This is a genomic window from Haloferax litoreum (assembly GCF_009674605.1).
GTDB classification, from domain to species: domain Archaea; phylum Halobacteriota; class Halobacteria; order Halobacteriales; family Haloferacaceae; genus Haloferax; species Haloferax litoreum.
The window spans coordinates 1823002-1847731 of the sequence record NZ_WKJO01000001.1; the positions used below are offsets into that span (position 1 = coordinate 1823002).

Sequence of the window (24730 nt, forward strand, 5' to 3'; positions counted from 1 at the left end):
TCGTTTCTAAACCATTGATTCGTCTAGGTACTTGCAATCGCCCGGATACACGATTCTTCCTTCATATTCAATGAGAAGGTTGTTAAGCTTCTCTAGCAGGTTATCAGCATGTTCCAGTTCCCGTGAGCCTTCTTTGATTAGACGCTCATCTGTCTTTGATTTTCCTTCGAGGATCCGTTTAATTTCCCGCAGGGCTGCTTGTTGAATCTCTTCCTGATACTCGTCCAGTTGATCGAGATTTCCAGACTGGAACGTTGCTTTCAGAGGAGTTCGGTGTTCGTGAGTTGGGATCATCCATACACCTTCCTCTGGTTTTGCTTGTCCCCCTGAATTTTCCATGCTAGTCTCGAGAGCGTCAACAAGGTCGTCGACATTGTCGTGGAAGCCCCTATCGAGCTTGATGTGTTGTTCGAATACCCATTCGTCAAAGCCGAAACCTGGACTGAGTGTGTATACCTCTGTTTCTAAAGAGAGGGAATTATCGAAGTTATCAATGAATGAGTTTCGAGCCTGAATAAGCCGTTCATGTGTATCCTCTATTTCTGACTTGGTCTCTCGGAGGTCAGGTGCATGGTTTTCCAGGAGGTCCTGAAAATATCGGTCATCTTCCAGCTCCGGTGGCATCACTGAGAATTTTGTATCCCTTCCAAAACGCAGTTGTCTGAGCGTTGGTGCCGACTTGATATCCGTGGTGGTTACTTCTGGAAGATTAGACCCGTACAGACCTGGCTCACCGACCCGGTGCAATTCATTTACCTCTCCGTACCACAATTCGATTCGTTCCCTTAGCGTTTCAGTGTGCTCCATCCGGAGATCACGGTTGAACTCTTGCGATAACAACTCTTGTTGTGATTCAAGAATTCCCTTCTGCTGATAATATAGTGTCGCGAGAAGCAGGGAAACTCCGACGCTAAGGGTAAGGTCGAGTGAATCGAACCCAGAGGAACCGATTTCCTCTTGGGCAACCATAGCAGCCCCAAAAATCAGAGCCAGTAGTAGAACAAACCCGATTCCTTTGCGGAGTTTCCTGTTGTTCATAATCTGATGACGCCTCGCGGTCAGTAAGTAACTTCCCGACCGAGCAGAGAATTACAGACCACAATTCTGAGCCAATTTGTAGAACTCGACTTCTCAGACCTATTTCGGCCAATCCGGACACGACCCGACTACGAACATCTGTCGGGGGTACGTCTGTGGCTGTAGCATGGCCTCGAGTGACCACACGCGGTCAGAATCGATTGCGTCAGTAGAAATCGACCGCTCAGATCTCCACCAACGACTCCGGTTCGTCTGTCCAGTCGGACACGTCGACTGGACGTTCTTAGGCGACCACATCTGGTGTGTCTCGTGTGCTCGTCATCGTTCGAATGGGTACAACGTTGGGGATGGGCCGGCGTACAAGCGAGTCTGGGACCGTAAGGAGCTGCGGCGGGTCACTATCTCGCGGGTGGAAATCGTTGAGTGATGCTCAGTTACTCTGATTCACCGGGATACACGATTTCCATCGGGATGCCCCCAAGCTCTTCGTCTTCTGTGGGATCATCCGGAAGTGTTGGGTAGTCAGTATCGTCACTGCGGTCTTGGAGGCCGATTTTTGCGGCTGTGACCGCGAGGACGGCAGCATCGAGAACGTCGTCGACGCGTCCCTTCGAGATTCGGTGATGCCATTCGGCGTTCTCACTTCGTTCTTCTACGACATCTTCGACCTCGTCGTATAGGTCTTCGAGAGTCTCTGACCCGCTTGTTGCCTGCTTAAGCACATTGAGTCGAGCTTCGACTCCATCGCCGTCACTCTTCGACGAAAGCTCGTCGTCGCTCAAGTCGTCGAAACAGACCTCTGGGTGGCTCTCGTAGATTTTCTCTCGTGCGTCGGCGTTCTCCTGGAGGAAGACGTCGGCTTCGAGGATTCGGGGGAATAGCCACCAACTTTGACTCCCAAGTGAACCGCCGTTGTTCTCTTTGGCCGTCTCGTAGTCGTCGGCCTCGACGACATCCCGTGGTGGAATCGTGAAGACCGTACTCGAACGACTGCCGAGTCTCTCCTTGGCTTCGGTGTCACAGTCTCTCGTGTCGTTCTCTGGAAGGCCGATAGGGATGTCGACGAGAATCGATTGGACGTCGTCTCCCTTCCCGTGTTCGTGCCAGACGTTGTAGATCGACGGTTCGGTGGTCACGTTCGGTTCGTCACCGGCTTCGACGACGACCCAGCAGCCACCGGCCCAGTCGACGCCGAGATAAGAGGTCATGGATAGTTACTCGTTCAGTGGTGACGCCGTACAGACATCAAGATACTCGCAACTGTGGCACTTGGCAGGGTTTGTCTGAAACGTGGTCGTGTAACTGTGCTCGGCTTCGTCGATAGTGATTCAATCCCACAAGGGTTCGTCTGTAACGCTGGCGGTATCTCCGGCCCGGAACGACTGTAAAACGCTTCAACCCCACAAGGGTTCGTCTGTAACTATCAAACTCCTCCCGGAACTCGAAGAGAACTCGGCTTCAACCCCACAAGGGTTCGTCTGTAACACGCAACGTGGGCCGAGAACAACCCGGACGACTCGCTTCAACCCCACAAGGGTTCGTCTGTAACGAGTTTCTGATCATTCTATGCTACAACCTCGCTGCTTCAACCCCACAAGGGTTCGTCTGTAACCAGTCATCCGGCTTCGAGTTGATAGATTCGTTCGCTTCAACCCCACAAGGGTTCGTCTGTAACGGTCTGCTTGCCGCCGAGTTCCATCTAAATCACCCCGCTTCAACCCCACAAGGGTTCGTCTGTAACACGTTTGCTGAGTGTTTGGCCCTCCAGTCAAGGCCGGCTTCAACCCCACAAGGGTTCGTCTGTAACTCCTGTCCCTTGCAGTGGTCCGCACCCCACGCGCTTCAACCCCACAAGGGTTCGTCTGTAACTCGGAAGATGGTGAAGATGTTGCTATCCGCGGACGCTTCAACCCCACAAGGGTTCGTCTGTAACTTGCAGGTATCCACGCATCCGCAGTTTCGTCATAGGTGCTTCAACCCCACAAGGGTTCGTCTGTAACAAGGTCACGACGTCTTACTCATCGACCTCGCGGGCTTCAACCCCACAAGGGTTCGTCTGTAACTCTGGTGACGGAGGTATCCAAATCGTCGACGTCACCGGCTTCAACCCCACAAGGGTTCGTCTGTAACCACGGGCGACCCGACCGGCGACCGCGGGACCTACGGGCTTCAACCCCACAAGGGTTCGTCTGTAACTACACCACAGACAGTTCACAATTGGCTTAGTCGAGGAGCTTCAACCCCACAAGGGTTCGTCTGTAACACGTTAGAGCGTATCCAGTCGTCGACCCAGACGACGGCTTCAACCCCACAAGGGTTCGTCTGTAACGACTACTAGAATCAGTGAACTAAATCTGCCGGTTGCTTCAACCCCACAAGGGTTCGTCTGTAACGACTTTGTAACGTGTGTACCGATTGGTATCGCGAGCAGCTTCAACCCCACAAGGGTTCGTCTGTAACGATGGATGCCGGTCTGGCCGCGCCCATCGCTGGGGCGCTTCAACCCCACAAGGGTTCGTCTGTAACCCGTGCAAAGGCAATTGCGAATTTGACCACCCAGTGCTTCAACCCCACAAGGGTTCGTCTGTAACAACCGGACTCGAAGAGGATGTACGAGCACAAAGTGCTTCAACCCCACAAGGGTTCGTCTGTAACAAGAGTCGACCGGCGAGTGCCTTTGCAACGACGTGCTTCAACCCCACAAGGGTTCGTCTGTAACGCTGGATACCCTCGACGACGCCCTCGTACCACGCGCTTCAACCCCACAAGGGTTCGTCTGTAACGCGTGTGCGCCGGTAGTTGGTCCCGTCGCATCGCCATGCTTCAACCCCACAAGGGTTCGTCTGTAACTTCCGCAGCTTGGCGAGGTCGAGGCGGTCAGCGATGCTTCAACCCCACAAGGGTTCGTCTGTAACACCGAGAGCGACGGGGCGACCGAAGCGACCGGGAAGCTTCAACCCCACAAGGGTTCGTCTGTAACGACCCACTGCAAGAAGGCTCGACGGTGCTGGGATAGCTTCAACCCCACAAGGGTTCGTCTGTAACGATGGACGAGTCGCGTGCCGCCGAACTCCTCACCGGCTTCAACCCCACAAGGGTTCGTCTGTAACCCGGCATCGGCGAAACCCACGACAATCGCATCGCTGGCTTCAACCCCACAAGGGTTCGTCTGTAACCCTCGCGAGGGGTGCGACCGACGTGCTCTTCGAGCTTCAACCCCACAAGGGTTCGTCTGTAACGTGAACTCGGATTGCTCAACGAAAAACAGACGGAGGCTTCAACCCCACAAGGGTTCGTCTGTAACGACGAGCGTCGTGCCGATCAGGTTCTGATGGACCTGCTTCAACCCCACAAGGGTTCGTCTGTAACAACGACAACTCTGGAAAATACTGGTTGCGTTGGGCGGCTTCAACCCCACAAGGGTTCGTCTGTAACGCGGAACTTGGCCTCACCAGTCGCGACGTCCGCACGCTTCAACCCCACAAGGGTTCGTCTGTAACTCGTTGAGGAGGCCGACAGGCCGCTTGCACCAAGTGCTTCAACCCCACAAGGGTTCGTCTGTAACTATGTCCATACCCTCCGCCGGTCCTCGATTCACGAGCTTCAACCCCACAAGGGTTCGTCTGTAACCGTGATGTCTTCGAGGACGACGTTCGCGCCCAAGCTTCAACCCCACAAGGGTTCGTCTGTAACTCGGTGAGTCCCTTCTCTTCGTCCTCGGGGTCAAAGTGCTTCAACCCCACAAGGGTTCGTCTGTAACGCGGCAATGCATTCGGCTGGCATCTCGCCGACGTTCACGCTTCAACCCCACAAGGGTTCGTCTGTAACCATGCCCAATTCTGGGCCCTCAAACCTCAGAATGGCTGCCCAGCACATAGTGTTTCCGTCGACCTCCAATCCCCCCACAACCCCCCGGGGGTCGATGGAAAACCTCTCAGATGAACCTGGAATCCTCAGTCGGATCTTCGCCGTAGACCGTCCGGTTGAGTAATGAGTCTGAAGACAATTCGTACAAGACGACTGATTCCCCGTCTTTTAGCAAGGCTTCGATATGTCCGCGGAGTTCTTCGAGATCGCCGGCCGATATCTCTCCCTCAAGGACTGAGTTTTGAACATGAGTGAGGTATCGCCGCGAAAGACGGAGCATCTTCTGAGTACGATCTGCTTCCATGTCGTACACGAGAACGACGTACATCACCACCACTTCTTGAACGGCTCGTACGGTTCGCCTGCGACGAGGTGCTTCTTGAGTTTGTATGCTTCTAGCCTGAGGAGGTATTGGTAGCTCACTTTACGTTTCAGGTTCGGGTGTTCAACTGTCTCTTCCAATGTCTCTTCGAAGGCCCTCGTGTACGTCGTTCGACCATCTTCGGTCAACAGGCATGCACCAACTTCCTGACGGAAGTCGTCAGTCGTAATCTGCTTCCGGTTCACCAACCGGAAGAGAACCCGATCCGCCAACAGGGGTTTGAACAAGTCGGCTAAATCCAGCGATAGTGAGTACCGTCGCTCACCAGGCTCATGCAGATAGCTCACTGCCGGGTCGAGCGCAGTTGCTCGGATAGCCGAGACACAGTTGGCATATACTAGCGCATTTCCAAAGGAGATGAGACTGTTGACCGGATTTGGCGGCGGATTGTACTCTCGCCCCTCAAGTGCGAATGCCTCAGGTAGCACCGCATCAAACGTTTGGTAATACGCTCGTCGTGCAGTCGCCTCGACACCGAGCAGCTCCTCAACTCTCATCCCACTGCTGATACGCTCGGATGCGTTGTCCAGATCCGTAATCACCCTTGACAGATCGTGACCGCGACCATTGTAGTAGGTGACGTTGGCCCGCATATTGTGGATGCTCCCGGCGACGAACGACGCCGCGAGGTCACGACGATGATCTGGGTCGTCGTAGGCACGCACCTGTTCAACGAGCGTCCGGCCCGACGTTTGTCCGCGTTCGGGCATCAGCGACCCTGAATAGCGGTCATTCCAGCCGAACACGTGTGCGGCGACCCCGTGGTCGTTGAGAAACCCAATCAGACGAGTATTGTAGTCGATCTGTCCGTGGAGAAAAACCGCCTCAGCGTGTTCGATTGGAATGTGTTTCTTCTCACCATCGTCGGTGACGACCCGAAGGGTGTCATCTTTCCGCTCTATGCGCCCGTCTGAGAATACGTGGTAGTTTCTGTCCATCGTGAATCAGCACCAACAAAGGTCGTGATAGGCACACGAGTCACAGAATGGCTTCTCTTCGGGTTCTGGAGGTGACTCGTCCGAGACAATTTCATGGATCTTCCGGATTGCGTCCTCAACTTTCTTCGCACGTTCTGGGGTTAGTTCGACATCCTCGCGTCGCCGTTCGGTCGGATGTGCTAGGACACCGTCGCGTTCGACGCCGGCGACGCGATCGAGGTACCACAAGTAGTATGATAGTTGCATCCGTGCTGGCTCAGTGAGCGCTGATGACGGTTTGACCTCAACCACACGACCATCTTCCAACAGGTCAAGCGAGATCATTCCTAACCGCAGGTTCTCCTCTCCTCGATCGCCGTATGACGAGTCATCAACCCTCGTTCCTCGGACGATTGCTGAGTTCTCCCGGTCAATCTCGAGATTCCGACTGGCAAACCACAGCTCTCGCTGGCAGACGTAGTAGTACTGCATCATCACACCGGTCACCCGAAACGGATTGGCCACCGCGTCGCCACGGGCGGTCGCGAGGAGGCGGTTCACAGGGTCTTGTTGGTCGTTACACTCCCCAGACATCACAGGATCCTGTGCCCGGCGGTAATCTCGGGGACGACGAACCCAGTTGTTTGGTTGAAGTACCCACCATGTTGACCAATATCCAACTGATAGAGCCCATTTTCTCTATCAATCGGAGGAAGGTGTTTAATTGTCTCAGCTGTTTCGTCACCGTTGCTGAACGGCACTGAGATACGGATCGGCTTTGTCGCGTCAAGGAGATTCCTGACTTCTGTATACTCACGTGCTTCCCTCGCCTCCCGCAACCGCTCGACGAGATTGCGGTCAATATCAGTACGACAGATAACTACGTCGGCTGCGCGCCGGGAGTCAATAAGCGACAACTTGCCCAATTCATCCCCGCGAGCGTCATCAACATACTCAACGAATTCCTGTGACCCGACGTTACGGTTCTTGTGGAGCCGGTGGTAGTAGTCCTCGACGGCGTCACGCGCAACCGCATGTTCGGGTAAAACACCACTTCCATCATCGATGCTATGAAGCACTTTCGCCGTTACTGGGAGCAACGAAGTGCCGCGGTTATAGATTGCCTCCGCAGGCGTTTTTTTCTGATCACTGGGAGCATCAAGCCACCAAACAGTTACAACGCCATGATTCCGTTCGAACGAGCGATTACACCGGCCAGCAGCCTGGACGATGCTATCGACCGGCGCTAAATCACGGAAAACATGGTCGAAGCTGATGTCGACACCGGCCTCGATCAGTTGCGTCGAGACGGCAACAACAGGAACACCGGACATCGTGAGTTTCTTCGCTGTTTCGATGAGAGTGAGTCGGTCAACAGGCCGCAGTCGTGTCGAGAGGTGTATCAGCGCTGGGCCGTCGCCACGACACCGCTTGGCCAGCACCGTAGAGTCGACACCTTCACCGGGTTCATCCGCTGACGGCGAGTCCCTGAGGAGGTTTGCGTATTCCTCCGCTACATCGACGAAGTGCTGGCGACCGTCGGTGACCTCCTTGGTGAGTCGTCGAGCGCTCTCGATAGTGTTGCACACGGCGAGAGCAGATTCATCATCCCGTGCAACAGCACGAATGGCGGCGGCAGCGTCTTGGTAGGCGACCGGTCCCTCGCGGTCGTCGAGGTACCGCCTTACTGATCCGTGGAGCCGATACTCGACGCGCTCACACGCCGCGAAGTAGGTGTTTGGTTCTTGGACGAGTTCGACTACGTCGTTGTCGAGAACGTCTGTCCCTTCAAACAGCCGAGGCTGCGTCGCTGTCATCGCAATCACCGACGCATCGTACCGTTCAGTCAGTATTCGGATCAGTCGGGGGACTAGCTTCCACCAGTCGAGCGGGAGACTCTGCGGCTCGTCGAGGACTATGACCGCATCATGTAGCGCCGGGAGCTTCATCGATTGACTATTTGCCGGGCCTGCGAGGCTCTCGAACAGTTGTACGAACGTCGTCACCGTTAATCCAGCCCGCCAGCTCTCCCCAAGCATCCCGGCGACGTCATCGTTCAAGTCGACCTCGTCACCGTCCACGTCAGGGTCGAAGGTCGTCTCAGAGAGGTGATGGTGGACCGTGAGAAGTCTCCCAGGGTCATCGTAGATGTCGGTGAGCTCGCCCACGACTTGGTCGATGATACTCGTGAACGGAAGCGCATAGACGACCCGCTTACCTTTGAGTCGGTCGCGAAGGGCGAACGCAGCTGAGAGGCCGCTCAGCGTCTTTCCCATCCCCGTTGGGAGGGTGAGCGTTGCGACACCACCACCACTCTCAGCGAACGCCTCGACTCCACTGAGTACGCTCTCCCGAGCGCGGGCACGATGGTAGTCTAACTGTTGAGCCCGCGTGCCATCTGGATCTGGATCGGTGTCAAGGTCGTCGACGTACGAGTCAAGTTTGGCGAGTGATGGAATCTTGGGTGCATATATCTCCGATCCATCTGGTGCTCGCGCGGCGTCGGTCTTGTCTGCGAGGACCAATGCGCTCCAGCACTGAAGAACGAGTTCGTAACACGAGTCAGACAATGCATCCCGTGTCGGCGTCCCGCCAGTCAGCGACTCCACCGAACCGGAAACCTCATCGAGGAGCTTCCAGAACGACGCCCGAAACGACTCCCAATCGGCACCCCCGCCGGACGCGTCTTGGAGAATCTGAGTCGCGATGTCTCGGTGTCGACCGTCGATATCGACAATTTGCTGGTACACGGCGTCTTGTACCTGTTCTCTCGGGTCAACAGTCCGACCGGTAACCCCTTCTGCACCTCGGCGAAACGAACGATTGTAGACGTACTCTGCGACATCGGGGATCCGTCCGTGGTGTTTCGCCACCGCCACGAAGCCAGCGAGACACGTCTCAGTCGTGTACCCGCGGGCATCAAGCACATAGTACGCCGCGAACGAACCGATTGGTGCGTGGTGCCGTAGTCGCTTATCCCTAATCCGTTCGTCGTCCAGGTAAGCTTGGAACCACGACGATGCCTTTCCGATGTCGTGAACGTACGCGAGAGCTTTTACCACCTCTTGGAGTGACTCGCCGTTGGGGGTCGTGGTATCGTTGGGAACGATGTGGTCGACCCGATCCACGACGCCTGTAAGATGGTCGACGAGCGCTCGTGCAGGACGGCCGTTCTCGGCTGGGTGAGAGCGGGGGCCTTCCATCAGGTAAACACCACTGTCCGGCCGTCTACGCGGGCGGCTTCAACGTCGCGGACAGAGAGAGCCTCGGCGTCGGGGCTATAGGCGTATGCGGCGAAGCCACTCGTCGTCCGGCCACCAGAGTCGGTCGTCATGAATGCTGGAGACTCCTCGGCTTCAAACCGAATGTCTGCCTGTGGGATGACCCGTTCGACCCCGTTAGGAATCGTTGAGTCGACCTCGACGATGCTATCGTCGCCACCGTACCCCCGTTCGATGTCGAACTCACCGTGGTACTCGACGTCAGCAAGATACTCCGAGAGTCCCAAGCTGGGGATGTAGTGTGACTTCCCGGCAGCGAGCATCTCTCGTAACTCGGCGTACCGACCGCGGTCAGCGAGTGAGATATCGATTCGGTAGGCAGGATCGACCAGCACCTCGTAGTTGTGTTGCTGGCGTGGCTTCGACGGGTCGGGGAGCTTCACGCTAATCTTCCCTCGGGAGTTGAACGAGTGGAGATGCTCGGTGGCCGTCGAGAGTGTGTTCATCGGCATATTGATCGTCCGGAGCGGTTGTACCGGCTCGATTGCAATCAGCGACTGGTCAGGTCCGAACAACTCGTAGTACTGGTCACGGCCGATGCCGAGCATCGCGGCGAGCAGCCCGGCGACAGTCGTCCGCGGGATGACCCGGTAGGTCTGCTTGACGATGTTGCCCTCAACACGTCGGAAGTGTGCCCACGGGCCCCGGATAGTGAGAGACAAACAACGGTCTTGCCAGTCGCCGCCCGCGGTTGACAACTGATGGCGTTCGTGGTCTTCGGGCATCACTCTGCGTCGACGGCTTCAGGGAGTGTCTCGGTGTGCTCGTCGTAGACATCGATAACATGAACCGAGTCAGTGCCGACTGCCTCTTCGAGTGCCTCGTAGAGCAGTTCCTGCGTACCCAGCTCACCGTCGTACGTGACCTGAAGCACGTCGCTCGCCACAACGTGAACTTGTTCAATTCGGTCGGCAGCGCCAGCTAGTCGGTCGACGAACTCGTCGACAGAGACAGCGAGGTCACGCACGTCACGTAATTCTTCGTCATCTTTGGACCCGGCTTCGTCAAGCGTTAGATCTCGGTCGAGTCCCCCAAGGTGGAAGCTCTCCTCAGCGTACTCCACACGGCAGTACAGCCGGGGCTCTTGTCCCACCTTACTTCGGCTGATCGTCTGGTTCTTAATAGACCGCCAGCAAAGCGTGTCGAGTCGTTCGACGTCTGCGACTGAGAGCTTGGTGTCATCGGCGCCGTGCTCGTCGACGAGACCATGGAATCGGAACAGCCCATACTGAATCCGGTGGTCGTCAAGATCGAACCCACCTTGCCCTTTCCCCTTCTGAGTGGCGATGACGCTTGTCAGGCTATCGTACTCTTCGTTCTCGTTGACCGCGTGCATCGACTTTCCGGGCGAAAACTGTACGGGTCCAGTAAAGTGGTCCGGGAGGTGCTTCGCATACTTGTTGTCCGTGTCGACCGACATCGTTGCGCCGAAGTATCGGACGTCAGCACTATTAGCAAGGAAATCCCCGAAGACAGCATCTCGGAACCGGTCTGCTTCCTCGTCCTCGTCGAGGTCGTAGTCGTCTAGGTCGATGGCCTTCAGTCGGTCCTCAAGGAGCTGCTTGCGTGTGTACTGTTCGCCATTCTCCTGGACGTTTCGGATGTAGACACCATGCCCATCGTCGTCCAGTTGGTCTCGGAGGTATCGCTTGAGACGGACGTCGGTGACGATTGCCTGTTGTGTCTGTGGGTCAATCCGCGGTCGGTTCGACCCGCTCAACGGGTTCCCGTTGGGGTTTGCGTCGACGGCGTCGTACAGGAAAACGATTTCAGAACGATTCTTGACGGTGTCAGTGGTGGTTTCAGACATTTTAGTTGTCCTCGTTGTTGTCAGCGGTGTTATTGGTCGATTTCTTACGGTCATTCATCCCATACGTGACTCCCAGCGCGTAGTAGAAGCGAAGGTCGTCCGTGTCGATCTCCCAGTCCTCGGGATCGGTTTCGAGGATTGTCTCACGGAGTTGGTCGACGATGTGGTCGAACTTCGTTCCACCATAGCTCACACCCTGCTTCTTCTCTTGTCGAGTGTAGGTGAGGGTCTTCGCGATTGCCTCCTGTGTGACCTTCTTCACTCGTGCTTGGGTGATCGACTTAACAGGGTACTGGTCAACGACGGTCGTCGACCGGCCCTCACTGTAATCTTGATAATTACCAACTGCGCCGACGAGCGCGCCAAGGAGGAACGCCCCACGGCGTTGGTCGGTTACAGGCGTGTCCGAATCCTGTGAAAGAGCGGGAGTGTCTTTGATGAACGATGCAAGTTTGGCGGTGGGGGTTCCCCCATCAGCTATCGCTGGTTCTGTTTGGTGCATGTTGGAATCGGGTATCTCGTAGGTTGGTTCTCTAGTAATCGGCTGCATGTGCTCGTCGTCTGCGTCCAGCAAGTCCAAGTCGGTCGACGCAAGTGCACACAACTGCGCAAACTGACCTGCAACTTGGAACGATGGGAATTCCTCGCCCTCTTCTGCGATGATTCGGTCTACGTACTCGCCGAGGAGTGTCTGGACGTTGATCGAGTCGCCACTCAGTACACTGACGAGCGCCCCAATCCGGGGGTCGTCCGCGCTCGCGTCGGTATCGTCACGCTTGGCGAACGTCTGTGCAAAGTACCAACCGTTCGAGACAGAATGAAGCCGAGATTCAGCGGGGACGAGTAGGTCCCATTTCTCGTGGGTTGGCATCGGTGCCGTCCAGTCGTCGTCAGAGTCGAATGCGGACGTCAGAACGATCGCATCGTGTGCTTGCTCGAGGGCAACCGGATACAGTAACCGGCCGTTCATCGACTCGCCGAAGACGTCGTACCGCGACATCTGGTGCGGCATCACAGCAGAGACGTAGAAGCGCAGTGTGTCGTCGCTAACTCCCACGTTGTTGTACATCTGCTCGACGGGTGTCATTCCGTCGTCGGCCGTCGCCGCCTGATGCAGCAACGCGTACAGCTTGATCGCCTTTTCGGGTGTTGGAGTTCCGAAAAAGTACGGCAAGCAGTATACTTTCGCCCCGAACGTCCGGTAGGTACACGCCTCGACAAACGTCTCGGAGTTCATCATCGTTACCGCGGCGTCTTCTGAGACCGGGTGAGTCCGCCACGCTTCATCTGGATCGAGTCCGGGAAACTTCTCCAGCTGCTTGCCGAGATAGTAGTTCTGCGGGTCTTCTGAAGTACCGACAGTCCGCGTTCGCTGGCCGGTGATGAGGTCTGTGGCCTTCCCGGATGAGTCGCTTGCTTGACCTTTTGAGACAAGCTTCGAGAGCTTCCGTCGACGCATTGCCTCGAGGAACACGTCAATGTCGCTGGGCCATCGGTACTCCTCATCTTCTGACCGGCGAACTTGGACGGTGAGGAGTGCAGTCGTCGATTCGCCACCGAGTTCCGCATCGACTGCCTCTTTGATTCGCTCGGCTACGTCTTCGTCGTCGCCCAAATTGGCAAGCTCATTGACGATCCAGCCCTGTTCGCTATTGGCAGCGGTTCCCTGGACGACGTCGTCAGTCGCCCACTTTGACAGCCGTTCGACAGCATATCGACCGAGTTTCTCTGGGTCACTATTGCGTCCTGCCTGGTGGGTGATGCTGTGGTCAATCCCGCGTGCGGCAGGATATTTTGAGTGAGCGACCTTTTCGACTCGGTCGTCAGTGTATCGTGTGACCCAGACAGGTCCGCGATCGTCGTCCGCGAGCTGGGACTCGTCGCCCGAAAGGTCAACCCGAACAACGATCAGACTGCCTTCGGTGTCGACGAGGTCGCCTGCTGCATCAGGTGTGAGGTACGGTGCGTATTGCCCGCCTCCAGCCGTCGCAAGCGTGTACAGCTTCCCGTAGAGGAACTGTAGCTTGCGAAGCGATGTAATCGGTGAGTCAGGGAGTTCATCGACGAGATCGCCCTCGTATGTCTGTTTGAACTCTTCAGGCTTGAGCATCTTCTCCCCCCTGCAGGATGTTGATGAAGCCCAGTCCCAGCGCGTTCTTTTCACCCAGTCCGGTGTCGAGCGCGAGGTTGAGGTGGCGGCGGTGGTCGTCGTCACGAACGGTGTAGCCGAACTTCCACTTGCTCAGGACGTACGTGAGTTCCTGGCCTTGTGAAACGGTCACTGGGATGGCGAACGTCTTGATCAACTCGTAGGAGTCGAACAAGTCGTACTCCGTGTCCGACGGTCCGGGGAGGTACTCTGGGCAGAACAGATTGTGCTTCTTGTCGAGGTTGTTCTCGAGTTGAGCTTTCAACGGCTCCATCGAGTGTTTTGGTCGCCAGAAGATTGCCTGGTCGCCCTCTTTTTCGATGCCGTAGTCAGCAGCACGCCACGGCGGGATTCGTACGAGGAGCCCCGTTCCGGACTCAATCGTGCCCGATGTTCCGGGCTCACCGACGTCTGGTGAGATACTGGTCATCTCGTCGATATGGAACGGCATCTCCCCGATGTTCAGTTCACGATTCGTGATGAAGTCTTCAGCCACCTCTGCGAGGAGGTCCTCTTGCGGGGCGGCGACGAGAAGCGTCCGCTCGTCTCCTTCCTCCATGTCGTACGGCGGGAATGGATTGCTGTAGCTGAACCCAACCGGACGGTTTGCGTCGTGGTATTGGTCGTACTTTGTATCCTGTAAGGCTCGCCAGAGGCGCCCTCGGAGCTTGTGGTGATACTTATTGTCGTAGGCAGCGTCGCGGCGAGCGCGCAGCCGAGTTAGTAGTCTCACTGTCTTGTTTTCGAGATGTTATTATCGAAGGATAATATCTGTTTCTCCGACACGTGTCGCGGTCTCGATGCAGAGGTTCGTCTCTCACAGAGTAAGGAGGGTGGATCATTCAGTCCCACAAGGGTTCGTCTGAAACTGTCGACAACTCGTTTCACCGCGCGTTCCCACTCGTAGCTTCAACCGCACAAGGGTTCGTCTGGAACAACGGCTCTCGGAGACCTCGATGCTAATTGGCGGGTGCTTCAACCCCACAAGCGTTCGTCTGAAACGCCGAACTCTACCGAGTGGCCGCAGGACGAGCACACGCTTCAACCCCACAAGGGTTCGTCTGAAACGGCGCGAGCTGACGGTGCCGGAACGTCGACTGGTCGCTTCAACCCCACGAGGGTTCGTCTGAAACAGTGAACGCCTCAAGCGGCAAATCGGCATGCGTGCGCTTCAACCCCACAAGGGTTCGTCTGTAACTGGCGGTGTTTTGATTCGAAGCATCTGCCGGTCGCGGCTTCAACCCCACAAGAGGTCGTCTGTAACACCACCTAGAATGTTCGGACTAGAACTTAACACAGAAGCTTCAACCCGACAAGCGTTCGTCTGTAACAACAACACGGCCAACGCGGGCGCAATAACAGATTAGCTTCAACCCCACGAGGGTTCGTCTGAAACACGGGCGGACGGTGATGTCAAGCTGTGGACCTCGGTAGCCTCAACCCCAGAAGGGGTTCGTCTGAAACAAGCGAACCCGCCACGATGAGGACAGCACTCTTGATGCTTCAACCCCACAAAGGGTCGTCTGTAACTGCGGCACACTCGCCGCCGACGTAGTAGCGTACCTGCTTCAACCGCACAAGGGTTCGTCTGAAACCTGCTTCACGATGTTGTGCGCCTCGTCGCAGGACACGCTTCAACGCCACAAGGGTTCGTCTGTAACTCATGCCGCGCCCCCTTGCTTGCTCATCATCTGACTGCTTCAACCCCATAAGGGTTCGTCTAGAACATCGGTGGCCGATGCACCCCTAAGATCATCAACGTCGCTTCAACCCCACAACGGGTCGTCTGAAATCCGTCGAACAGATGGATGTGCGTCTGCCACGTGCCGCTTCAACCCCACGAGGGTTCGTCTGAAAACTGCAGCAGCGACCCAGGTATCACACTCTTGTAGTCGCTTCAACCCCACGAGGGTTCGTCTGAAACAATGAATCTCTCATTCGTCGGATTGGCGGCACCAAGCTTCAACCGCACAAGGGTTCGTCTGAAACGCGGTTGCGGCCGTAGCAAGAGAGTGGCATCGAACGGGCTTCAACCGCACAAGGGTTCGTCTGAAACCGGCACGAACGCAGTCATTGAGGTATCGTTTAACGAGCTTCAACCGCACAAGGGTTCGTCTGAAACTATTCACAGTGACGGGTGAGACCCCGTCAGCAAGTTTGCTTCAACCGCACAAGGGTTCGTCTGAAACGAGAACTTCTCGTTCGCTGTTCCCGGCACGCTTGAGAGCTTCAACCGCACAAGAGTTCGTCTGAAACCACCCGCCGACCATGACTCGGCGCTCGTGTAGTGCTTCAACCGCACAAGGGTTCGTCTGAAACATGCACCCAGCATCCGCAACGTGAACACGACGAGTGCTTCAACCGCACAAGGGTTCGTCTGAAACACTCGTGGTCGCCGAGGAGTCGCTGGTAGGAGTTGACGCTTCAACCGCACAAGGGTTCGTCTGAAACTACTGAATGTTATCGGTTCGTCTACCCACGGGGGTTGCTTCAACCGCACAAGGGTTCGTCTGAAACCGCCCCGCGGACCAGTTGGCCCACGGACCTGTTTCTGCTTCAACCGCACAAGGGTTCGTCTGAAACGCTCGTCTCCGACTCCGACCGTGGTGACGGTATCCGCTTCAACCGCACAAGGGTTCGTCTGAAACTCTTCGAGGAAGAGGCCGAAGTTCTCAATGCCTCGCTTCAACCGCACAAGGGTTCGTCTGAAACCAGCCAATCCCGTCTTGCCCGGACATTCCAGCGCCGGCTTCAACCGCACAAGGGTTCGTCTGAAACTCTGGGAGTTGTTTCTTTGGAAGCGTAGCATCATCAGGCTTCAACCGCACAAGGGTTCGTCTGAAACGCCAGTTCCACCGTGCGATGCGACACGGTCGCCAGACGCTTCAACCGCACAAGGGTTCGTCTGAAACAACTGGCGACGTGACGAAACTACAATCACAATTGCAGAGCTTCAACCGCACAAGGGTTCGTCTGAAACAGTCTGTGTAATCCCGTGCCATGTGTGCAATGTGCTTCAACCGCACAAGGGTTCGTCTGAAACGATTTCATCATCAAGTGCTTAGAGGACGCACTGGGAGCTTCAACCGCACAAGGGTTCGTCTGAAACTGCTCGCGATACCAATCTATACACACGTTACAAAGTCGCTTCAACCGCACAAGGGTTCGTCTGAAACCATTGAACCGAGTCATCATCTCAGTCGCCCCCCATCCGCTTCAACCGCACAAGGGTTCGTCTGAAACTTCGGACGTGCAATCCAGAACGACGGGTCAACCGTTGCTTCAACCGCACAAGGGTTCGTCTGAAACCCGTTGTTGTCTCCTTTGACGTTGACTCGATGCGTGCTTCAACCGCACAAGGGTTCGTCTGAAACATAGCCGCGACTGTCGCGGCGGTAATCGGCCAGGTGCTTCAACCGCACAAGGGTTCGTCTGAAACCGTTCTGAAAACACGGAACTTCTTGCCGCAACTAATGCTTCAACCGCACAAGGGTTCGTCTGAAACGCTCTCGGCGAGTACCTGACCGAATTCGCGAACCAGCTTCAACCGCACAAGGGTTCGTCTGAAACACTTTGTCGATATACGTCACACTCGATGGATTGGGTCGCTTCAACCGCACAAGGGTTCGTCTGAAACGACTTTGAATGGGTGGCGGGAGCAACGCTTGCAGAGCTTCAACCGCACAAGGGTTCGTCTGAAACCAGGCTCAATTAGATATCATCTGGAATGTGCTAACAGCTTCAACCGCACAAGGGTTCGTCTGAAACTGAGTAAATCCGACCCGTCGACTGGCGCATGCCGCGCTTCAACCGCACAAGGGTTCGTCTGAAACTAATCGTTCTTTCTTTGGCCTATCATGTTTCACTGGCTTCAACCGCACAAGGGTTCGTCTGAAACTCCAGGGCGTGCTCGGGGTGGTCCACGTAGTAGCCGCTTCAACCGCACAAGGGTTCGTCTGAAACCGCCGTCGGACAACGTTCATACTCGGCCCATCCGAGCTTCAACCGCACAAGGGTTCGTCTGAAACGCCGAGTCCACCGCCGTCGACCCACTCGAACCAGAGGCTTCAACCGCACAAGGGTTCGTCTGAAACTTTTCCTCGACAGTCTGTTGGCGGTGTTCCACGATTGCTTCAACCGCACAAGGGTTCGTCTGAAACCACCACATCGTCCCGGATAGGATGAATGGATCGGATGCTTCAACCGCACAAGGGTTCGTCTGAAACACGAGGGGAACGTCTGGCACCCGCCCGAGCAGGTCGCTTCAACCGCACAAGGGTTCGTCTGAAACCCGCCACCAGACCGAACACGGCTCGGGTGCATGGACTGCTTCAACCGCACAAGGGTTCGTCTGAAACGTTCGGCGGCGGGCTCCGGATGCACGCACCACTCGCTTCAACCGCACAAGGGTTCGTCTGAAACATCCGCTACCGGCAGGAAGAGACGACGACGGACGAGCTTCAACCGCACAAGGGTTCGTCTGAAACCATGCCCAATTCTGGGCACACAGCCCGCAGATTGGCTGCCCAGCACATAGTGTTTCCGTCGACCCGCAATCCCCCACAAACCCCCGGGGGGTCGATGGAAACCGCTCGGTCAACAACGTCCGGCCAATCGGACACACCCCAGTCATCGCTTTTCCACACCAACACAGTCGTCTAGACTGCCGTGTCAACAGCCAGCGCAATCCAAAACCAACTACTCGTCGTCGACGGGTTCCAGCGTCGAGGCATCGAGTTCCTCGTCCAAGTAGCAGAGGCCGTCATCGGTGATGCCGTAGAGACCACGACTGATTCGGGTCAAGAGACCGAACTTGACCAACTTGGAACAACGACTTGCGTGATCTGGAACCGGGCTACCGAGCTCGTTGATAGCCTGTGGGGTGAGATTCCCGTGCTCCCGAATCAACTCCAAGATTCGGTCGTCAGACGAAATCGTCCATTCAGCTCAGTTGCTGGGAATATATTCTATGGCCCCCTTCCCATAGCATTTTAACAGATACAATTCTAACAGAATGATAACCGATGGAGATAGTTAAACTACTGAATAGGTCGATTCTCCAAGATTCTCCATCTACTAGTCTCGACTACCCTGCTCCCGAGGCATCTGAAATAACTGTGTCTGAACTCCACAGATGTGAACAGGAGGCCAGTTATCTTAGAACAGATCTCAGTTCAGGTGATGGACGCATGGCCAAAGAACGCGTCGAGCGGTTACGTGAACAACTTTCTCGAGTCGAATTACTGCTTGATAATATCGAAGACAAAATCGAATAATTGTGGTCTCAGAATCTCCTTTTGTTGGTCGGGAAGACGAACTTCGAAAAGCTTGTGAGTTAATCGATGGTGAGACGTCAGGTACATTCAACTTACTCTTTGGGCCCGGGGGGCACGGTAAAACTCGGTTCCTGAAAGAACTGAAAACAGAGTACCAGAACGACGAAGATGTCTTCGTTCTGGACTTCACGTTCCATGCTGGCTTAACGACAATCCAGAATTTTGCTTCCGAGTTCCAAAGCCAGTGGTCTGAGAAAGTCGACACGTCCAGAACTCAAAAAATTAAGAACAAAGCGTATTCAGTCTTGCAATCTCGTGGGTTTGAAATCGGAGTGAAACTCACCTCAAATGCTGGTGGGATGATTTTCCCCCCTGCAAGTCTACTCTCACTTGGTGCAGATGCACTTCCTGAGGCAGATACCAAAGAAAGTGCAGCACCAATCTATGCTGAGATTCTTCGCGAGTTCCTCAGACAATTCAACCAGTTCAACCCCGATGCTAAGCTAATCCTATTTTTTGATCAGTACGATGAAATCCCACTGGAACAAAAAGATACTTTCAATCGCTTTTTCAGAAGTATCGCGGAAACTGTTCCAGATAGTGTTAACTTCTTTATTGGAGCTCGGTCTCGAAAGCTTGCCACAGGGTACAATTCACCTATCGAGACTATCGAACTCAACTCATTGGGTAAAGCAGAAGTTGAAGAGTTCCTGAATAAACGTGGTCTCAATACATCTGAGTCGCAGATTGACCGGGTTATCGAACTGACCCAAGGGACACCATATTTGCTTGATCGTTTCTCTGACCTCGCAAATGAACGCGGGGTTCAACGAGCTATCGAAGCGGTTCCACAGACTGAAGTTCGAGAATATCTGGATACAGCTTTCCTGAATCGAATGCAGACGGAAGAAGAGGATTTCATCTATAGTATCTGTGCCTTGGCTGAGTTCAGAGAAGATATTGTGGCCGAATTAACCGAGTATCGGCTTTCGGAATCCCGCCGTATGCTCGAGTCACTGTATCAACAGGGTGCCCTCGAGAAGGTTGGGACGCACGAGGCCATGAACGTGTATCGTCCGCATTCTTTCCTTCACGAACAAGCACGTCGTCTAGTTAAAGATGAAGAACTGAACCAACAGCATCGCTACTGTGCGAAAATCTACCTAAACGAGCTAGATGCAGATCCTATTGATGCGAACATCGACGTACTCATCGAATTTATCATCGGAAATGAGGTCGAAAACGAAGCACCATTAAATTTGATTGCAGATGCTTTTGCTCAATCGATGGCCGCAGGCCAAATGTTTTCTCACCACCTGAACGAGATTTCATCAAAGAAGTCCAAAGAAGAAGAGATTGTTCGATTACTCAACGATCCTGCAATCGACGAGGATTCTGTACTACCACATCTTTCAAACCTCTTCGCTGGCGACGACGTAAACATCGCCAGAGTGAGAGCAAGTATTTTCGAATATGAAGAGCCAGAGGCTCTTGAATCGTTCCGAGCGCGGTCGGAATTACAACCAGAAGAACAACTCGTCGCAGATTACCTGAGAACGAAGCGGGTACAGTTCCGGTTCCATGAAAATTCATCCAACACACAGTTAGACACCCTTAAGGACATCTCTCAAAGAGTGAAAGCACTCACGAAGAACCCGGATGTCGACATCGTTGCGGGTGTTCTCTTCATATATGTGAGTATGTTTAGACAGACTGTCCTCAAACACCAAGGAAAAGAAGCCGAGGCTGAGCAGGTCGTCTCTGAAATTGACACGTTCTTTGCAGAGACCTACAGCTTAGACACGAGCGATGTCGAATACATCGTTGGGATCTTTAGAAATCTGGTTCAGGCTATCGAGCAAGATATCTCAGAAGAAGAGAGCAATGACTTGCTATTGGACCTTTCAGAAGGTTCTGTTGAGAAGGGAATTTATGGGGGGATTCAGCGAGGCTTTCGAGAGGGTTTCCTTCAATTGATGAGTGCACTCTCTGAAGCCAGAACTGATGGTGTTCTTTCGAGGAACCAGAGTCTGATAAAGAATGCAATCATTGAGCTGTCGATTTATTTCAATCAGAATGGGAACCACTCTTTAGCTGCTGCAGTTCGTGATATTGCTACGGTTGTCTCCCAGATAGTCGCACCGGCCGGTTCAGAGAACATTGAGCAGCATGAGTGGGCGTTTGTAGAATCACGAGCTTTCGAGCAGTTCAAACGTGTCGTGACGATTGTGAGATGAGTTCGTGACGTTTGAGTTAATTTGTTTGCAGAGAACAACTGCTCAGTAAACAGGATCGGAATAGATATCCGACTTCTTCAGTTCACAGTCCACACCGTATCGATCAAGGACCAATTCAACTTGATTATAGAACCAGTCTGGGGTAGTTGGGGCAAGATACAATTTATCAATGAGCATGTCCAAATCAACGTCTACATACGCCCCAGCACCGAGATCTTCATCATCCTGTTTTAGGAAAGACGCACGGAACTCCTTCTCATGTTCAAAACTCAAGCGCTTGTGATACAACGTCGGTAACGTTCCGTTCGGGATTTTGGCGTCCTCGTAGCTAATATATTCAATCTCACCAAAAGTCAATTCTCGCCCACAATCACTGAGGGATTGTTCTAAGCGGTCTACTGTTGTCTGGATAGCGACACCATCTGTAGAATCAATATACTGCTCCCACAGTGCCGCAGATTCGTATTCGCTAAGGTTCCAACAATTCACAAATCCACTTTGACCATGCCGGTTGCCAGACACATATGTCTCATGAAGGTTAGTTGCGGCATCTCTACTGATATCTGCTCGGCTGGAAATTTTGTCAATTTCCTCTTCTAAATTCTTTTTCGGAATTGTTCCCTCGTACGGGTCCTCAAAATTTGAGAAGTTACTAAACCACAAGCTTTGACGCTCAAGAATTGACATTATTTCTGTGAAGTTAACATAACGCCACACTTTTGAGTCAGATGAGGGGTGAGGCGGTTGCCAATTATCCTCGGAATCATCTCTGATTGACTTGACGATGTTGATAATCTTCTCAAATTCCTCATCACCCAAACCCGCTAAATCTTCATGGCCGTAATTTCTTATTATAACTTCATTGAATGCATCAGTGATGCTATTGTTGTGATTGTGAGATGAAGGGGCCATACTCTCGATTTCGTAACATCGTAATTAAAACATATCTCTTTGAAGATTTCTCATACGGCCACTTCGGACACCTCCCAATCACCCCTTTCTAATCCACCAACCACGCTTAGAATGCAGTGCTCACACCGACCGACACCAACCCACTATTCGCTCTCGTCGAGAGCCTCAACCTCGGAGACCTCAACCTCACCATTGAGGAAGGCCCGTCCGAAGTCTGTGAGTTCGTAGATTCCGTTGTCGTTGGTGAAGAAGCCGGCGTCCTCGAGCACGCGCATTCTCTTGTTCACGTACACATCGTTGTAGTCGATGTTGTAGGCGACGACCTTCGAGGTCGCCCCGATGTCACAGGCATCGAAGAAGAGAAGAATCTCGTAATCTGCCGGCGAAAACCACGAGATTCGCTCAACCATGTCGTGAATCAAGTCACTCACCGTAGTTCAAAAGTATCGACCCTTGTATCTAATCCTGTCTACCAAGGTTAGCTTAATAGACTAACTATAGTAGTCAAGATTTATATCTAATGCGTCTCATGGTCGATACAGACGACTCTCACCGGTGCTTACAGGTCTGGTGGAAACTCCAGACCCCTGCTAGGACAGGAGTCCGGTGAGGTCGTCGCTAGCCATGACGACCGAACTAACCCACTCGCGGGGGCGAGATAAACCCCGCGCCACGAGAGAGGCATCACCATCTAACTGCCCCGCTTGCACCACCCTCATCGAGGGCTTCACCACGAACGCACCCGGCCGTCACACCGTCGTCCCGTGCGGGTGCGAACTCGGATTCGTTCGCGCGAGTAACCTCACGGGAGGGAACCGATGATTCCCGAGGCCGTCCCGCCGCGCGGCAACTGCGGGCGCTTCGAGGCCGACGTCGACGAAGACACCGACGCTGACCTCCCGGACCACCTCGTTCCCGTCACCAACCCGAACCACACTGCCTACTGCAAAGTCTGCGGGTTCTGGATTACCGTCGGGCCGGACCGCACGGAGTACGGCCACGGGCGCGCGACCAACCGCGGGCCTGACCCGGACGGAAAACGCCGCGACTGTCCCCACCGCCCCAACCGGAGGGTCGACCCATGAGCCTCGACCAACGTCGCCATCCGAAGAGCGCGTTCGAGGTCATCGAGGAGAACCTCGACCTGTTCGAGCGTCTCGCCGACACGGACCTACCGGTCGCCGTCGACGCACAGGCCGCGCTCGACTACTACGAGACCCACCGCGAGGACGAGTGACCGATGGGCGTCTCAGTCGACGCCGAGGAAGACGCGCCGCAAGACCGGATTCGACTCCGCGAGGTCACGCAACTCGGCGACGTCTTCGAGGTCGAACTCCTCGGCCTCTGCCGCGGAGCGGAAGAGTCGCTCTTCCTGCTCTTTGACGCCTTCGAGCCCCTGCTGGGTGAGCGCCTGTCCGCACCAGACACAGAGGTCCTTTTCGCGCGGGGTCTCGCGAGTGCATCGCGGGCACTGCAGCGGGGCGATGGGGTCGGGTTTGTCCGGTTCCACGTCGATACCGTGGGCCGCCGCAATCTCGCGGTCGGTGGCGTCGCCGAAGACGGCGATGTACCGCCCGGCGATGCTCGACCCGCGCTTCCACCCGTGGTGCTGTTCGAGGTGCGCCTGCGAGACACCCTGACTGGCGAGGTACGACGCCGACGACTTCCTGAAGTTCGTGGGGGTAACTGGACGGGTGACGCCGGCGCGTCGTGCTGCGTCCTTCAGGATATCTCGCAGTCGGTTTGCGGTGATGTCGTCCGCGCTGGAGAGTTTCGACCAGAGGGGCGCGTTGCGGTCGTTCGCGCCCGGGTGGACGCTGAGCCACTGGCGGACGTGCGGGACGCTCGGGATGAGTGTCACCGTCCGGCGGCCGGTCTTCCCGTTGAACGTCGCCTGCAGGCCGTACTCGTGGTCGGTGATGTCGCCGACAGAGAGGTCTTGCAACTCACCACTGCGCGGGCCCGCGTCCCACGCGAGGGCGATGAGCGCTTTGTCCCGATAGTTGTGGCAGGCATCGAGCATCAACTGAACGTCTTTGTCCCAGCGAAGCATCTTCCCGGGCTCAGGTGCCGGGTCGTAGTTCTTCGGGTAGCCACCCGGAATCCACGAGATGCTGTCCGGTTTTCCCTCACCGTCGGTGGCCAACTCGCCGAACATCCGGAGGGCGACGCGGTAGTCCTTGTTCGTCTCTGCGGAGTTCGTCTGGTGGGTGTTTATCCACGCGACCAACTCCTCTGCTGTGCCGCGGTCGTCGAGGGCGTCGGCGAGCCCGCCGACTTCCTCGGCGAGTTTGACACAGCGCATGAGCAGGAACTCGTGGCGATGGTCACTGTACTCGGCCGGGCCGAGGATGCGGATGCGATTGCTCATCTTTCGGAGCACAGCAGCGTCGGCCTCACTGATGTCCTCACTCGTGTCGAGCCGTTCTCGAAGGCGCTCGATGGCGCGTGCGGGGTTCGCAGTCATCTATCAGGGGGGTTCATCAGTGGGCATGTAAAGGGCATGTTGAGAACCCACCCCGGGCACTCTTTGCTTCGACGATTACGCTCCCGAGAGACCGCCGTCTCTCTCCGTACTGTCTCTCGAAGTCGGAGCGACCGGTGGCCACCACCACGAACTGATATGTGATTTCTGATACAACACAGGTCAAATTTGCGTATCACCGCTAATCAGCCGTGTAATGGCTGGTTTCTACATATCTCCTGCCGATACATTTTACCCATGTGGAATCCAACTGGTATACGCTGTTGTCAGAGGGACCCTCCAGTTTGGTCGTCGAACACGATGGCTAACCTCCCCCCACCTCTCCACCAGAGCAGTTCACGAGTCTCTGTCAGCAGGTAGAGTCACGTTACACCGT

Annotated in this window: 17 protein-coding genes and 2 CRISPR repeat arrays; of the genes, 3 read left to right on the top strand and 14 right to left on the bottom strand. The window is 55.1% G+C overall.

The features are described from left to right. Positions 1-6 precede the first annotated feature (6 nt). The 11 genes from GJR96_RS09340 to GJR96_RS18495 form a co-directional block, all read right to left on the bottom strand. On the bottom strand, positions 7-1038 hold the full coding sequence (locus GJR96_RS09340; protein WP_151162693.1) for a hypothetical protein: 1032 nt from the start codon (positions 1036-1038) through the stop codon (positions 7-9). A gap of 434 nt (positions 1039-1472) precedes the next feature. Then, positions 1473-2246 carry a DUF429 domain-containing protein gene (locus tag GJR96_RS09345; RefSeq protein WP_151162694.1) on the bottom strand — a complete coding sequence of 258 codons (774 nt, stop codon included), beginning with the start codon at positions 2244-2246 and terminating at the stop codon, positions 1473-1475. Between the two features lie 117 nt (positions 2247-2363). After that, positions 2364-4866: direct repeats of the CRISPR family, unit length 30 nt; unit sequence GCTTCAACCCCACAAGGGTTCGTCTGTAAC. A gap of 106 nt (positions 4867-4972) precedes the next feature. Beyond that, the gene (gene cas2 / locus GJR96_RS09350; protein WP_151162695.1) at positions 4973-5233 is read right to left on the bottom strand and encodes a CRISPR-associated endonuclease Cas2; all 261 of its coding nucleotides are present in this window, start codon (positions 5231-5233) and stop codon (positions 4973-4975) included. After that, complete coding sequence (gene cas1b / locus GJR96_RS09355) at positions 5233-6225, bottom strand: type I-B CRISPR-associated endonuclease Cas1b (RefSeq protein WP_151162696.1); 993 nt, start codon at positions 6223-6225, stop codon at positions 5233-5235. The genes cas2 and cas1b overlap by 1 nt, the downstream gene beginning before the upstream one ends. A gap of 6 nt (positions 6226-6231) precedes the next feature. After that, a complete protein-coding gene (gene cas4, locus GJR96_RS09360; RefSeq protein WP_151163983.1) occupies positions 6232-6798 on the bottom strand; it encodes a CRISPR-associated protein Cas4 in 567 nt (188 codons plus the stop codon). Further along, complete coding sequence (locus GJR96_RS09365; RefSeq protein ID WP_151162697.1) at positions 6798-9407, bottom strand: CRISPR-associated endonuclease Cas3''; 2610 nt, start codon at positions 9405-9407, stop codon at positions 6798-6800. Before GJR96_RS09365 ends, cas4 begins: the two co-directional genes overlap by 1 nt. Further along, positions 9407-10210: a type I-B CRISPR-associated protein Cas5b gene (gene cas5b / locus GJR96_RS09370; protein ID WP_151162698.1), complete on the bottom strand. Its 804-nt coding sequence runs from the start codon at positions 10208-10210 to the stop codon at positions 9407-9409. Before cas5b ends, GJR96_RS09365 begins: the two co-directional genes overlap by 1 nt. After that, complete coding sequence (gene cas7b / locus GJR96_RS09375) at positions 10210-11295, bottom strand: type I-B CRISPR-associated protein Cas7/Csh2 (RefSeq protein WP_151163985.1); 1086 nt, start codon at positions 11293-11295, stop codon at positions 10210-10212. Before cas7b ends, cas5b begins: the two co-directional genes overlap by 1 nt. A gap of 1 nt (position 11296) precedes the next feature. Then, positions 11297-13405: a type I-B CRISPR-associated protein Cas8b/Csh1 gene (gene cas8b, locus GJR96_RS09380; protein ID WP_151163987.1), complete on the bottom strand. Its 2109-nt coding sequence runs from the start codon at positions 13403-13405 to the stop codon at positions 11297-11299. After that, positions 13392-14177, bottom strand: a complete 786-nt coding sequence (gene cas6 / locus GJR96_RS09385) for a CRISPR-associated endoribonuclease Cas6 (protein WP_151162699.1) — start codon at positions 14175-14177, stop codon at positions 13392-13394. The genes cas8b and cas6 overlap by 14 nt, the downstream gene beginning before the upstream one ends. Before the next feature lie 767 nt (positions 14178-14944). Then, a CRISPR array of direct repeats spans positions 14945-17931; the repeat unit is 30 nt; unit sequence GCTTCAACCGCACAAGGGTTCGTCTGAAAC. Positions 17932-18142: 211 nt separating this feature from the next. Continuing rightward, positions 18143-18379: a type IV toxin-antitoxin system AbiEi family antitoxin domain-containing protein gene (locus tag GJR96_RS18495; protein WP_151162700.1), complete on the bottom strand. Its 237-nt coding sequence runs from the start codon at positions 18377-18379 to the stop codon at positions 18143-18145. A gap of 343 nt (positions 18380-18722) precedes the next feature. Between GJR96_RS18495 and GJR96_RS09395 the strand changes: the two genes are divergently transcribed. Next, the gene (locus GJR96_RS09395) at positions 18723-20957 is read left to right on the top strand and encodes an AAA family ATPase (protein ID WP_154326204.1); all 2235 of its coding nucleotides are present in this window, start codon (positions 18723-18725) and stop codon (positions 20955-20957) included. Positions 20958-20999: 42 nt separating this feature from the next. Here GJR96_RS09395 and GJR96_RS09400 read toward each other — a convergent pair whose 3' ends face one another. Next, the gene (locus GJR96_RS09400; RefSeq protein WP_151162702.1) at positions 21000-21869 is read right to left on the bottom strand and encodes a hypothetical protein; all 870 of its coding nucleotides are present in this window, start codon (positions 21867-21869) and stop codon (positions 21000-21002) included. A 143-nt stretch (positions 21870-22012) separates the two neighbouring features. Continuing rightward, positions 22013-22279 carry a MarR family transcriptional regulator gene (locus tag GJR96_RS09405; protein WP_151162703.1) on the bottom strand — a complete coding sequence of 89 codons (267 nt, stop codon included), beginning with the start codon at positions 22277-22279 and terminating at the stop codon, positions 22013-22015. A gap of 408 nt (positions 22280-22687) precedes the next feature. On the opposite strand from GJR96_RS09405, the gene GJR96_RS09410 reads away from it, so the two are divergent. Together GJR96_RS09410 and GJR96_RS09415 are read left to right on the top strand one after the other, a co-directional pair. Further along, a complete protein-coding gene (locus GJR96_RS09410) occupies positions 22688-22954 on the top strand; it encodes a hypothetical protein (protein WP_151162705.1) in 267 nt (88 codons plus the stop codon). Further along, entirely contained in the window at positions 22951-23106 is a 156-nt protein-coding gene (locus GJR96_RS09415; protein WP_154326205.1) for a hypothetical protein, read from the top strand. Before GJR96_RS09410 ends, GJR96_RS09415 begins: the two co-directional genes overlap by 4 nt. Positions 23107-23118: 12 nt before the next feature. Here the strand turns inward: GJR96_RS09415 and GJR96_RS09420 are convergent, their stop codons facing one another. Continuing rightward, complete coding sequence (locus GJR96_RS09420) at positions 23119-24336, bottom strand: tyrosine-type recombinase/integrase (protein WP_151162706.1); 1218 nt, start codon at positions 24334-24336, stop codon at positions 23119-23121. Between the last annotated feature and the right edge of the window lie 394 nt (positions 24337-24730).

Excerpts from the sequence above, each read along its gene's own strand:
- GJR96_RS09340 (WP_151162693.1), bottom strand. The coding sequence starts at position 1,038 with ATGAACAACAGGAAACTCCGCAAAGGAATCGGGTTTGTTCTACTACTG.
- GJR96_RS09345 (WP_151162694.1), bottom strand. The coding sequence starts at position 2,246 with ATGACCTCTTATCTCGGCGTCGACTGGGCCGGTGGCTGCTGGGTCGTC.
- cas2 (WP_151162695.1), bottom strand. The coding sequence starts at position 5,233 with ATGTACGTCGTTCTCGTGTACGACATGGAAGCAGATCGTACTCAGAAG.
- cas1b (WP_151162696.1), bottom strand. The coding sequence starts at position 6,225 with ATGGACAGAAACTACCACGTATTCTCAGACGGGCGCATAGAGCGGAAA.
- cas4 (WP_151163983.1), bottom strand. The coding sequence starts at position 6,798 with ATGTCTGGGGAGTGTAACGACCAACAAGACCCTGTGAACCGCCTCCTC.
- GJR96_RS09365 (WP_151162697.1), bottom strand. The coding sequence starts at position 9,407 with ATGGAAGGCCCCCGCTCTCACCCAGCCGAGAACGGCCGTCCTGCACGA.
- cas5b (WP_151162698.1), bottom strand. The coding sequence starts at position 10,210 with ATGCCCGAAGACCACGAACGCCATCAGTTGTCAACCGCGGGCGGCGAC.
- cas7b (WP_151163985.1), bottom strand. The coding sequence starts at position 11,295 with ATGTCTGAAACCACCACTGACACCGTCAAGAATCGTTCTGAAATCGTT.
- cas8b (WP_151163987.1), bottom strand. The coding sequence starts at position 13,405 with ATGCTCAAGCCTGAAGAGTTCAAACAGACATACGAGGGCGATCTCGTC.
- GJR96_RS09400 (WP_151162702.1), bottom strand. The coding sequence starts at position 21,869 with ATGGCCCCTTCATCTCACAATCACAACAATAGCATCACTGATGCATTC.
- GJR96_RS09405 (WP_151162703.1), bottom strand. The coding sequence starts at position 22,279 with ATGGTTGAGCGAATCTCGTGGTTTTCGCCGGCAGATTACGAGATTCTT.
- GJR96_RS09410 (WP_151162705.1), top strand. The coding sequence starts at position 22,688 with ATGATTCCCGAGGCCGTCCCGCCGCGCGGCAACTGCGGGCGCTTCGAG.
- GJR96_RS09415 (WP_154326205.1), top strand. The coding sequence starts at position 22,951 with ATGAGCCTCGACCAACGTCGCCATCCGAAGAGCGCGTTCGAGGTCATC.
- GJR96_RS09420 (WP_151162706.1), bottom strand. The coding sequence starts at position 24,336 with ATGACTGCGAACCCCGCACGCGCCATCGAGCGCCTTCGAGAACGGCTC.